The sequence below is a fragment of the Streptomyces sp. NPDC050263 genome, from assembly GCF_040655955.1.
Taxonomy (GTDB): domain Bacteria; phylum Actinomycetota; class Actinomycetes; order Streptomycetales; family Streptomycetaceae; genus Streptomyces.
Genome location: NZ_JBFAKW010000103.1, coordinates 23,165 through 34,341, shown reverse-complemented (window position 1 = coordinate 34,341; position 11,177 = coordinate 23,165). Strand labels below are relative to the sequence as shown.

The 11,177-nt window shown below is 71.5% G+C and carries 12 protein-coding genes and 1 pseudogene; 7 read left to right on the top strand and 6 right to left on the bottom strand.

The window, feature by feature from the left end; translation table 11 throughout:
• A pseudogene (locus AB0J04_RS33875) lies at nt 1-84 on the top strand (transposase); the annotation flags it as partial.
• Between the two features lie 7 nt (nt 85-91).
• Here the strand turns inward: AB0J04_RS33875 and AB0J04_RS33870 are convergent.
• Entirely contained in the window at nt 92-853 is a 762-nt protein-coding gene (locus AB0J04_RS33870) for an SMI1/KNR4 family protein (protein ID WP_363172436.1), read from the bottom strand.
• A 192-nt stretch (nt 854-1,045) separates the two neighbouring features.
• Here AB0J04_RS33870 and AB0J04_RS33865 point away from each other — a divergent pair, with 192 nt between their 5' ends.
• From AB0J04_RS33865 to AB0J04_RS33855, 3 genes are all read left to right on the top strand, one after another.
• A complete protein-coding gene (locus AB0J04_RS33865) occupies nt 1,046-1,483 on the top strand; it encodes a helix-turn-helix transcriptional regulator (protein ID WP_363172435.1) in 438 nt (145 codons plus the stop codon).
• Nucleotides 1,484-1,593: 110 nt separating this feature from the next.
• Nucleotides 1,594-2,277, top strand: a complete 684-nt coding sequence (locus AB0J04_RS33860; protein ID WP_363172434.1) for a hypothetical protein — start codon at nt 1,594-1,596, stop codon at nt 2,275-2,277.
• Nucleotides 2,278-2,440: 163 nt separating this feature from the next.
• Nucleotides 2,441-2,788 (top strand): DUF2516 family protein, encoded by a 348-nt coding sequence (locus AB0J04_RS33855; RefSeq protein ID WP_351911425.1) that lies wholly within the window; start codon nt 2,441-2,443, stop codon nt 2,786-2,788.
• Between the two features lie 266 nt (nt 2,789-3,054).
• Here AB0J04_RS33855 and AB0J04_RS33850 read toward each other — a convergent pair whose 3' ends face one another.
• From AB0J04_RS33850 to AB0J04_RS33840, 3 genes are all read right to left on the bottom strand, one after another.
• Nucleotides 3,055-4,656 (bottom strand): fused response regulator/phosphatase, encoded by a 1,602-nt coding sequence (locus AB0J04_RS33850; RefSeq protein ID WP_363172433.1) that lies wholly within the window; start codon nt 4,654-4,656, stop codon nt 3,055-3,057.
• 251 nt (nt 4,657-4,907) lie between these two features.
• Complete coding sequence (locus AB0J04_RS33845) at nt 4,908-6,005, bottom strand: NlpC/P60 family protein (RefSeq protein WP_363172432.1); 1,098 nt, start codon at nt 6,003-6,005, stop codon at nt 4,908-4,910.
• 223 nt (nt 6,006-6,228) lie between these two features.
• On the bottom strand, nt 6,229-7,059 hold the full coding sequence (locus AB0J04_RS33840) for a class I SAM-dependent methyltransferase (RefSeq protein WP_363172431.1): 831 nt from the start codon (nt 7,057-7,059) through the stop codon (nt 6,229-6,231).
• Between the two features lie 233 nt (nt 7,060-7,292).
• Between AB0J04_RS33840 and mshA the strand changes: the two genes are divergently transcribed.
• Together mshA and AB0J04_RS33830 are read left to right on the top strand one after the other, a co-directional pair.
• The gene (gene mshA, locus AB0J04_RS33835; RefSeq protein ID WP_363172430.1) at nt 7,293-8,630 is read left to right on the top strand and encodes a D-inositol-3-phosphate glycosyltransferase; all 1,338 of its coding nucleotides are present in this window, start codon (nt 7,293-7,295) and stop codon (nt 8,628-8,630) included.
• Nucleotides 8,623-9,129 carry a YbjN domain-containing protein gene (locus tag AB0J04_RS33830; RefSeq protein WP_363172429.1) on the top strand — a complete coding sequence of 169 codons (507 nt, stop codon included), beginning with the start codon at nt 8,623-8,625 and terminating at the stop codon, nt 9,127-9,129. Before mshA ends, AB0J04_RS33830 begins: the two co-directional genes overlap by 8 nt.
• A 171-nt stretch (nt 9,130-9,300) precedes the next feature.
• Here the strand turns inward: AB0J04_RS33830 and AB0J04_RS33825 are convergent, their stop codons facing one another.
• Both AB0J04_RS33825 and AB0J04_RS33820 read right to left on the bottom strand, forming a co-directional pair.
• Nucleotides 9,301-9,843, bottom strand: a complete 543-nt coding sequence (locus tag AB0J04_RS33825) for a hypothetical protein (protein ID WP_363172428.1) — start codon at nt 9,841-9,843, stop codon at nt 9,301-9,303.
• Nucleotides 9,844-9,867: 24 nt separating this feature from the next.
• Complete coding sequence (locus AB0J04_RS33820; protein ID WP_363172427.1) at nt 9,868-10,686, bottom strand: AraC family transcriptional regulator; 819 nt, start codon at nt 10,684-10,686, stop codon at nt 9,868-9,870.
• On the opposite strand from AB0J04_RS33820, the gene AB0J04_RS33815 reads away from it, so the two are divergent.
• Nucleotides 10,685-11,167 (top strand): DUF2000 domain-containing protein, encoded by a 483-nt coding sequence (locus tag AB0J04_RS33815; RefSeq protein ID WP_363172426.1) that lies wholly within the window; start codon nt 10,685-10,687, stop codon nt 11,165-11,167. The genes AB0J04_RS33820 and AB0J04_RS33815 overlap by 2 nt on opposite strands.
• Nucleotides 11,168-11,177 lie beyond the last annotated feature (10 nt).

Genomic DNA, 11,177 nt, shown 5'->3' with positions numbered 1-11,177 from the left:
ATCCGCCGCTACATCATCTGGCGAAACCGCCATGCCGACGACCGGCGCCTACGCGCCGTCGTCGACAGGGCAAACGTTGCCTGATCCGGCACTAGAAAGGCAGTTCGTCGGCTTCCAACGGCTTTGAGTACCCACGTACCCAGTGGCCGGGGAGGGTGGCGCAGAGCGACTCCAGGTCGGCGAACGTACTTCCCCGAACGTGCAGCCAGCTGTGGTCACTCAGTCCGTCGAGCCGCAAGAGCTTCCCCGGCGCGGAAAACCAGCACACGGGTGACTCTTCCTTCCCCGTCCACATCGGGTACTCGGGAAACTGCACCGGCGCGAACCGACTCGGCAGCTCTCGAATCAGGCTGGCGGGAAGTTCGCAGGCGTTGTAGAGCCGTCCTTCGCTGCCAAGCAGCGTCTCGCTGAGTACGAGCTCGACACAGGCCAGGGAGACCCGCTCCAGGTAGCGGACCCAACCATCCCGTGACTGGACGAACACCGGCGGATCGTCTTGACCGAGGTCCCGCAGCCGCACTCCCCAGAAAGCGCATCCCTGGTTCTCGCTGCGGAAGACGAGCACTCCACCGAACTCGTCGTGTACGAACAGCTCGGAAGGGCGCAGCAGCGGGTCCTGGTTCCCGGTGAGGTCGTGACGCGTGCCGAGAAGCGAATACGCCTCGCGCAACGCGGTCGGCAGCGCGAGCCCCAGCATCTCCTCGGCTCGCTCCAGCTCCTCCGCTCGCGTACCCGCGCCGTCGGCGAGCGGCTCCGCCCACGCTGCGGCAAAGTCCCGAACGAAGGCCCAGGCTCCCGCCCTGTCGGGTATCCCGCCGCGCAGAGCGTGAGCCACATCGAACGCGTCAACCATGCGGTGGACCGTACAGGCCGGCCAGCTTCGCCGGGACTCCGCCAGGTCGTTTGCCAGAACCACTGGGACTCGCCGCATCTACTGAGAACGGACAACGACCGACCCTGGCCTGGCGGCCCGGAGTTCGTGGCGCGGCACACTTTTGCAAGCAGGTGCTTGCAATAGTTAGCGGGGGTGGTGCATGGTGAAGGCATGGCATCGCTCAACGTCGGCAACCTTGGTGAGTACCTGCGAGAGCAGCGGCGCAACGCGCAACTGTCGCTCCGGCAGCTCGCCGACGCCGCCGGCGTGTCCAACCCGTATCTCAGCCAGATCGAGCGCGGGCTGCGCAAGCCGAGCGCGGAGGTGCTGCAGCAGGTCGCCAAGGCGCTGCGGATCTCCGCCGAGACGCTGTACGTGCGGGCCGGCATCCTCGACGCGGAGCGGGACCGGGACGAGGTCGAGACCCGAGCGGTCATCCTCGCCGATCCCACACTGAACGAGGCGCAGAAGCAGGCGCTGCTCCAGATCTACGAGTCCTTCCGCAAGGAGAACGGGATCGAGATCGGGAGCGACGGCGGCGACAGCGGCGACGGTACGGACAGCAGGGCTCAGGACGGCGACGTCGATCCGCAGCAGACGGCCGGTTGACCGGACCAGGGGACCGACCGCCCCGCTGCGGACCTGCAAGACCCTCAGCCGAAGACGACGTACTCGGCACAGACCTATACGACGAACGTGAATCCGGGAGGACCTTCACCATGGCCATCACCGACGACCTGCGCAAGACCTTCAGCGACCCGACTCCTCTCTACTTCGCCGCAGGCACCGCCGATCTGGCCTTCCAGCAGGCGAAGAAGGTGCCGGGTCTGGTGGAGCAGCTGCGCACCGAGGCCCCGGCTCGCTTCGAGGCCGTCCGCAACACCGACCCCAAGGCCGTGCAGGAGAAGGCCGGCGTCAAGGCCAAGGAGGCGAGCGCCAAGGCCAAGGAGGCGCAGGAAGCCCTCCAGGCCAAGGTCACCGACTTCATCGGCACCCTCGACGGGGACATCAAGAAGCTCGGCAGCACCCTCGACGCCGACCTGAAGAAGCTCGGCGAGTCCGCCCAGGACCTCGCACTGCGCAGCGTCGGCGTCGCCGCCGAGTACGCGGTCAAGGCCCGTGAGACCTACGAGAAGGTCGCCGAGCACGGCGAGCAGGCCGTGCGGACCTGGCGCGGCGAGGCCGCCGAGGAGATCGAGGAGCTGGCGGTCGCGGTCGAGCCGAAGGCCGAGCCGGTCGAGGTCAAGGAGACCGAGGCGCCGAAGCCCGTCGCGGCCGAGGCCAAGTCCGAGCCCGCCCAGGCGAAGAAGCCCGCCGCGAAGAAGGCTCCGGCCGCCCGCAAGAGCACCGGCACGGTCACCGCCACCGCCACCGCGAAGAAGACGACGCCGCCCGCCAAGTGATACCGACCGCCGGGACGGACACGGCAGACAGCGACATAAAGTCACGGGCCGGGCACTGAACGGGTGCCCGGCCCGTTGTTCGGGTAGGGGGAGCGCGGTTGCGGGTACGGTGACCGCGTAAGCAAGAGCGAGTCGAGACACGTCGAGTCGGGTGGTGGACGTTGTGCTGATGGAAGGCTTCGCGGGCCTCGTGTGGCTGCTCTACCTAGCCATGCTGGTGCTTGCCGTGGTGGCGCTGGTGATGGCCGCCCTGTTCCGTGATGACGCGTACCGGGCCGCCGACAAGAAGAACAAGGGCTTCTGGCTGATCATCCTCGGCATCACCGTCGCGGTGAACCTGCTGGTGCCGATGCTCTTCCTGCAACTCGCGGGCCTCGTCGCCACGATCGTCTTCTTCGTGGACGTACGCCCCGCCCTCAGGCAGGTCTCGGGCGGCGGCGGAGGCTGGCCCGGCCGCCGAGGCGGCAGCAGCAGCGACGGCCCTTACGGCCCGTACAACGGCGGCCGCTAGCCCCACCAGAGCCAGGAAAGCGACTTCCCGCGGGGCGCAGCCCCCAGGGGCGCGGGGAACCGCGCGACCGGCCACAGCGCGCGGCAGTCGGCTGACGACGGATGGCCGCCTGGCGGGTTCCGTGTTTATCGGGGGCGCGCGGAACCGCGCGACCAGTCACGGCGGTCCCGCAGCCGGCCGACCGCGCGTGTCTCACGGCGGGTGGCCGAGGGGGCGCCCTCACGGCGGGTGGCCGAAGGGGTGCGCCGAGTGGCACCTGCCGCTGCTTACGGAACCCGATCCAGCAACACCACCGCCACGTCGTCCGTCAGCTCGCCCCCATTCAGCTGCCGCACCTCGTTCACCGCGGCCCGCAGCAACGCCTCTCCGCCCAACCCCTCGGAGAGCTGGCGGCGGATCATCTCCAGCATCCCGTCCTGGCCCAGCCGCTCCCGGCCCGCGCCGATCCGTCCCTCGATCAGCCCGTCGGTGTACAGCATCAGGCTCCACTCCGCGCCCAGCTCGACCTGCATCCGCGGCCAGCGGGCACCCGGCAGCAGCCCGAGGGCGGGGCCGTTGTTGTCGTACGGCAGCAGGCGCGCGGGCCGGTCCGGGCGGGCGATCAGCGGCGCCGGGTGGCCGGCCAGGCACAGCCCGGCCCGACGGCCGTCGGGCGCGATGTCCACCGTGCACAGCGTCGCGAAGATCTCGTCGTCGTCCCGCTCGTGCTCCAGCACCTGCTGAAGCGTGTTGAGCAGTTCGTCCCCGCACAGCCCCGCCAGGGTCAGCGCCCGCCAGGCGATGCGCAGCTCCACGCCGAGCGCCGCCTCGTCCGGGCCGTGCCCGCAGACGTCGCCGATCATGGCGTGCACGGTGCCGTCCGGCGTGCGGACGGTGTCGTAGAAGTCGCCGCCGAGCAGCGCGCGCGAGCGGCCGGGGCGGTAGCGGGCGGCGAAGCGCAGCGGGGAGCCCTCCAGGAGGGGCGTGGGCAGCAGACCGCGCTCCAGGCGGGCGTTCTCCTGCGCGCGCAGCTTGCCCTCGGCGAGCCGCCGCTCGGCCGTGTCGGAACGTTTCCGCTCCACCGCGTAACGGATCGCGCGGCTCAGCAGCCGGCTGTCCAGCTCGTCCTTGTAGAGGTAGTCCTGCGCGCCGACACGCACCGCTTCGGTGCCGCGCTCGGCGTCGCCGGACGCGGTGAGCGCGAGGACGGCGTGCCGGGGCGCGAGGCGGAGCACGTGCCGCAGGACGGCGAGCTCGTCACCGGAGGTGGAAGCGGAGGCGGTGGCGGAGGCGGTGGCGGCCGACGACCGGCCTGGGGCGGGCAGCGCGAGGTCCAGGAGGATGCAGTGGACGTCGTCGGTCAGCAGCCGCTCGGCCTCGGTGAGGTTGCGCGCGGTGCGCACCCGGATCGGCTTGCCGTCCGCGTCGAGCAGGTCACGCACGATCGGCGCGGCCGTGGGGTCGTCCTCGATCAGCAGCAGTGTGAGGGTGATGTGCGTGTTGCCCGCACTGCTGACGCCCGCACTGCTGACGCCCGCACTGCTGACGCCCGCACTGCTGACGCCCGCACCGACGGCGCCCGCACCGACGGCGCCCACGCCGACGGCGCCGGCGTCGGTGGCGCTCAGGCTTGTGCTGCTCACGCCATGGTGGACGCCGTCGGCGGGCGTGGCGTTGAGCGTGGCGTCGTTCTCGGCCGTCGTGGTCTCGTGACGACCGGCCTCTTCGACGCGGCTGGTGTCCTGCTTGTGACTGATGTTCTTCTTGCGGCTGGTGTCCTGCTTGCGACCGGTTTCGTCCTTGGAGGGGCCGTCGACTGCGGGCGAGGCCTGCGCCTGACCACACTCCACGGCCGGGATCGCTCTCTGCCGCGGCACGGGTACGGGCATCGTCTTGGGTTCCTTCCCTCCCCCCGAGGGCATGGCGGGGACGAGGGACCTCGACCCACCGACCGGGACCATAGCGGCAGAAGGCGTCGCAACGGAATGGCGTGAAGCACGCGGCTTGATCTGTCGCCAGTGTCATATGCCGCGTTCCGTACCGCAGTTGGGCAGGGCGGGAGCGGAGCGAGGATGACGAACGTCACGTCCGCCCGGGGTTTGGGAGGCCCGGCGGGGTGCCCTGGGTCACGTGCGCGAGGTCACGCGTCCGGTCGTACCACCCCGAGTATCGGCATCGAACCCGCCCCTGCGAGCGTGACCGTCCGCCCCGGGCGCGGGGCGTGGACGATCGTGCCGTCGCCCACGTACATCGCGACGTGGCTGGCGTCGTCGAAGTAGATGATCAGGTCGCCGGGGCGCATGTCCGCGACGGCGATGTGCGGCAGCTGGTTCCACTGCTCCTGCGAGGTCCGCGGTATCGCCCGGCCGGCGCTCTTCCAGGCCTCGGAGGTCAGCCCGGAGCAGTCGTAGGAGTTCGGGCCCTCGGCGCCCCAGACATACGGCTTGCCTATCTGCGCGGTGGCGTACTGCACGGCCTTCGTGCCCTGCGCGGTCGCCGAGCTGTTGATCTCGGTGAGGACGCCGGTGCTCAGCCAGGCGCTCTGCGCCTTCTGCGCGGCCTGCGCCTCCAGTTGTTCGAGGCGCTTCTTGTCCTCCTTCTCCAGCCGGGACTCGAGCTTCTCGGCCGCCGCGATCTGCGTCTCGATCTTCTTCTGGGCCGCCGCCTTCGTCTTGCGGCCCGCCTCCAGCTTCTGCCACTGCGCGGAGGCGTCCTTGGAGTACTGCTCCAAGTCCTGCTGGGTGCGGGTCAGTTCGCTGAGCAGGCCCTTGGTGGCGCGCTCGCCCTGGAGCACCCGGCCGGCGCCGTTCAGGAACTCGGTCGGGTCGTCGCTCAGCATCAGCTGCGCTTCGTCCGGCAGGCCCCCGGTGCGGTACTGGGAGCGGGCCGCGGCGCCCGCGCGGTCCTTCAGGTCGTCCAGCTTCTCCCGGCCTTCGACGATCTTCGTGGCCAGCGCGACGATCTCCGCGGACTGCTTCTTCGCCGCTTCCTCGGCCGCGTTGTAGGCGTCGGTGGCGACCGCGGCGTCGTGGTAGAGCGCTTCGAGTTGGGTGCGTACGGCCTCGAGGTCCTTGTTGGACGCGGTCGAGGGGAGCGCCGGTGCGGTGGACCCCGCCGTCGACGACGGAGTGGGGCTGGGGCTCGGGCTGGCGAACGCCGTACCCGGCGCTCCCAGCACGGTGACCGCACAGACCACGGTCACGGCCGCCGCGAGCAGGCCACGCTTGCCCGTTCCCATATACCCCGTCCCCCCAACACTGATGTACCGTCAGTAACTTACGGTGCACGGGGGATCGTGCCATGTCACGCCCGAAAACGACAGAGGCGGCGATGGACGTGACAACAGAACGACAGGAACAGTTCTGCTCTTCCCTCTCTCCCGCCCCGGCATGACGATCTCCCCGTCATTGTGACGAACGACTCATGGGGATCGTTCCCGGGGGCCCCGGGAAAACTGTGACTCAGTTCCTGGGCACCAACGCCCCCCACCGGACCGTCACTTCCCCCTGCCGCCACCGCCTCGGGCCGTCCGTCACCGGCCAGTCGGCTCTCAGGTCCCGGACCGCGCGGATCCACCGCTGGCGGGCCCCGTACGAGGCGTAGGGCGCCGCGGCCGCCCAGGCGCGGTCGAAGTCGCGCAGGAAGGCGTGCACCGGCTCGCCCGGGACATTGCGGTGGATCAGCGCCTTGGGCAGCCGCTCCGCCAGGTCCGAGGGGCGGTCCAGGGACCCCAGCCGGGTCGCGAAGGTGACCGTGCGCGGCCCCTCCGGCCCGAGCGCGACCCATACGTGCCGGCGCCCGATCTCGTCGCAGGTCCCCTCGACGAGCAGTCCGCCCCGGGACCCGGTCGCCGGATCGGCCGGCGCGAGCCGCGCGCACAGCCGCTCCCAGACCGCGGCGACCTGGTCCTCGTCGTACTGCCGCAGCACGTTGGCGGCGCGCACGAGGTGCGGTCGCTGGGGGAGGCGGCCGGGCACCGGGAGCTCGAACCCGCCGTGCCGGAAGGCGAGCCCCTCGCGCGCGTACGGCTCGGCGGCCGCGACCCTGGCCGGTTCGATCTCGACGCCCACGACACACGCGCGTGGCGCGACGGACCGCAGCCGCTCCAGCAGTTCGACGGCCGTCCAGGGCGCGGCCCCGTATCCGAGGTCGACGGCGACGGGAACCGCGGCGCGCCGCAGTTCACCGCCGTGGGCGGCGGCGATCCAGCGGTCCATGCGGCGCAGCCGGTTGGGGTTCGTCGTCCCGCGCGTGACCGTGCCCACGGGGCGGGTGGGGGCGCGGGATGTCATACCTGTGAGGGTATGCGGTGCCCGCGAGCACGGCTCACAGCCATGTCTTCCGGCAGAAAAGCGGTCGCCACGCAGAAAAGCGTCGAACGGTTGAGCGAAAGTCGGTAACGGCTGGGCAAAAACCGTCCATTTTCGAAACCGACCGGAATGGGAACGCCTTCCTCCGGCGTTGCACCCCCCTGGAGGGCCCCACCCCCTCCTTCCGGCATGCCCGCAGCAAGGAGGAACGCCACGTGAGCCAGTACGTCAACAGGCTCGGGCGTCGCTCTACGGCGGCCCCCTCGCGGCTCAGGCTCCACCGCCGCCCCCGCCGCGTCGCGATGCTCTCCGTGCACACCTCTCCGCTCCACCAGCCCGGCACCGGCGACGCGGGCGGCATGAACGTCTACATCGTCGAGCTCGCGCAGCGCCTCGCCGCGATCAACATCGAGGTCGAGATCTTCACGCGCGCGACCACCGGCGGCCTCCCGCCGACCGTCGAGCTGGCCCCCGGAGTCCTCGTCCGGCACGTCGACGCGGGCCCCTACGAGGGCCTCGCCAAGGAGGACCTCCCCGCCCAGCTGTGCGCCTTCACGCACGGCGTGATGCAGGCGTGGGCCGGCCACCGCCCCGGCTACTACGACCTCGTCCACTCGCACTACTGGCTCTCCGGCCACGTCGGCTGGCTGGCCGCGCAGCGCTGGGGCGCCCCCCTGGTGCACGCCATGCACACGATGGCCAAGGTCAAGAACGCGGCGCTCGCCGAGGGCGACACCCCCGAGCCCGCCGCCCGCGTCATCGGCGAGACCCAGATCGTCGCCGCCGCCGACCGCCTCATCGCCAACACGGCGGAGGAGGCCGACGAACTCGTCCGGCACTACCACGCCGACCCCGGCAAGGTCGCCGTCGTGCACCCCGGCGTCAACCTCGACCGCTTCCGCCCGGCGGACGGCCGGGCCGCCGCCCGCGCCCGCCTGGACCTCCCTCAGGACGCCCTGATCCCCCTCTTCGCGGGCCGCCTCCAGCCACTGAAGGCTCCGGACGTCCTTCTGCGCGCGGTCGCCGTCCTGCTCGACGAGCGCCCCGAGCTCCGCTCCCGCCTCGTCGTGCCGATCGTCGGCGGGCCCAGCGGCAGCGGCCTCGCCAAGCCGGAAGGGCTGCAGAAGCTCGCCGCGCGGCTCGGCATCGCCGACGTCGTACGGTTCCGCCCGCCGGTCGGCCAGGACCAGCTCGCGGACTGGTTCCGGGCAGCGTCCCTGCTGGTCGTCCCCTCCTACAGCGAGTCCTTCGGCCTGGTCGCCATAGAGGCGCAGGCGGCCGGCACCCCGGTGCTCGCCGCCGCGGTCGGCGGGCTCCCGGTGGCCGTCCGGGACGGCGAGACGGGCTTCCTGGTGCAGGGCCACGAACCGGCCGGCTACGCGCGCGTGCTCGAGCGTTTCGCGGACGGCCCCGAACTCCCCGCCCGCATGGGCGCGGCCGCCGCCGCGCACGCCCAGTCCTTCGGCTGGGACACCGCGGCCGCCGCCACCGCCGACGTCTACGCGGCCGCGACCCAGTCCCACCGCCGTCGCGTACGCTCCGAGCATGGGTGAGGCGGAGAGGTCGACCGCGCAGGTCGTCGAGGGTTTCCTGAAGGACGCGGAGCTGGAGTGGGAGAGCCCCGCGCCCGGCAACTACGTGGTCCAGCTCCCCGGCACCCGCAAACTCAAGACGACCGTCTCCCTGATCGTCGGCCGTCACTCCCTCTCGCTGAACGCCTTCGTCGTCCGCCACCCGGACGAGAACGAGCCCGCCGTCCACCGCTGGCTCCTGGAGCGCAACCTCAAGCTGTACGGCGTGAGTTACGCCGTCGACCGGCTCGGCGACGTCTACGTGACCGCCCGCCTCCCCCTCGCCGCGATCACCGCCGACGAGGTCGACCGGCTCATGGGCCAGGTCCTGGAGGCCGCCGACGGCGCGTTCAACACCCTCCTGGAACTCGGTTTCGCGAGCGCCATCCGCCGGGAGTACGAGTGGCGCGTCTCCAGGGGCGAGTCGACCCGCAACCTGGACGCGTTCGCCCACCTGACCCAGCGCCCGACGGCGGACTGACCCCGGACCGACCCCGGACCGACCCCGGACCGACCCCGGACCGACCCCGAATCGACCTCGGACCGACCCCGAATCGACCTCGGACCGACCCCGAATCGACCTCGGACCGACCCTGGACCGACCCGGGGTCGGCCGACGGCCGGGGATCAGTTCACGCCTCGTGGTGACGGATCAGGACGGGTCGTCCGGGTCGGCAGGGCCGCCGGCCGGCGGGGCGGACGGGTCGAGCTGGTCGGCGAAGGCGCGCAGGGCGTCGGCCAGATCCTCCTTGGTGGGCAGCTCGTCCACCTTCGCGTTGAGCTCGGTGATGCGCCGGTTGATCTCGTCCAGGTCGACCGCCGGGCTGGTGGGCGTGGACGGGGTCTCGCTCGCGTCCGGGTCCTCGCCGCCGGTGGTGCCCGCAGTGGTGCCGCCGTCGGTGCCCCTGCTGCCCCCGGGGTCGGCCGGCACCTCGCTGTCCGACGGGCTCGCCGACGCGCTCGGCACGGGGACGGGATCGTCGTCCGCCGAGTCGGCCGCGAGGGCGACTCCGACGCTCAGCGCGACCAGGGCCGCCGCCCCCGCGACGGCGGCCGAGATCCGCCGGACGCGAAGCGCCCCACGCGCGACCAGGGCCGCCGCCCCCGCGACGGCGGCCGAGATCCGCCGGACGCGAAGCGCCCCACGGCCCGATCTGTTCGATATCCCAGTTGCCTCATCCGTGTTCATGTCCATGGCAACGACGCCAGCGGCCGTCGATCACCGGACGGATGCCTTCCGCCGATCTCCGTACCGCCCCGGCGTGACACCCACCAACTTCCGGAAATGCCGGGTGAGATGAGCCTGGTCGTAGAACCCGGCCGCCGCCGCGACGTCACCCGGCGGCCGCCCGTCGAGCAGCAGCCGACGGGCGAGGTCGACACGACGAGCGGTGAGGTACTGGTGCGGCGCGATTCCGTACGCGGAGCTGAACGCCCGTACGAGATGCGCCGGATGGGCCTGCACCAGTGCGGCCGCCTCCTCCAACGCGAGTCCCTGGACGACGCGTTCGTCGAGAAGCTCACGCAGCCGACGCGCGAGCACGGGATCGGGGCGCTGCCGTGCCCGCAGCGGGGACCGCGCAGGAGAGGACAGGTGATCGCGCAGTCGCTCGCCGATCAACGTCAGCCGGCTGTCGGCCTCCAGTTCGTCGCCGGGCAGGGCGAGCGCGGAGTGCAACTGCCCGACCCGCCGTCGCAGCACGGGATCGCGCAGGTCGGGCGCGTCGACGGCGGCCCCGACGAGGTCCTCGCCGAGCACGTCGGAGTCGAGGTACAGGACCCGCTTGCGGAAGCCCTGCGAGGTGGCGGGCGAGCCGTTGTGCGGCACGTGCGGCGGCAACAGGGACACCGTGTCGTGCGGCGTCCCGTGCTCGTGCCGGTCGAGGTCGTACCGGACGGCCCCGTCGTCGACGATGAGCAGCGTCCACGCCTCATGGACGTGCATGGGGTAGGCGTAGTCGGTGAAGTGGGCGTGGAAGACCTCGGCGACGCCCCGGACGGCCGGACGCCAGGCGGAGACTTCCTGCCGGAGTGCCATGCAAAAAACGTACAAGACGAGACCGCGGGGCGGACGGCAGTCTCACCCCATGAGCACAAGCACCGACCCCCGTCGCTTCGACACGAAGATCGCCGTCCTGCTGCGCGAGGACCTGGAGACCTGGCAGCGCCTGAACGTCACCGCGTTCCTGGTCAGCGGCCTCGGCGCGGCCGTCCCCGAGGTGATCGGCGAGCCCTACGAGGACGCGGACGGCGTCGCCTACCTCCCGATGTTCCGCCAGCCGGTCCTGGTCTTCGAGGGCACGAAGGAGACGCTGACCGCAGCCCACGCGCGCGTGCTCTCCCGCTCCCTCCCGCGCGCGGTGTTCACCGGCGACCTCTTCACCACCGGCAACGACCACGACAACCGCGCAGCGGTCCGCGCGGTGCACACGCCCGAACTGGATCTCGTCGGCCTCGCGGTGTACGGCTCGAGGAACGCGGTGGACAAGGTGCTGAAGGGGGCGCGGATGCACCCGTGACCGAGGGAGG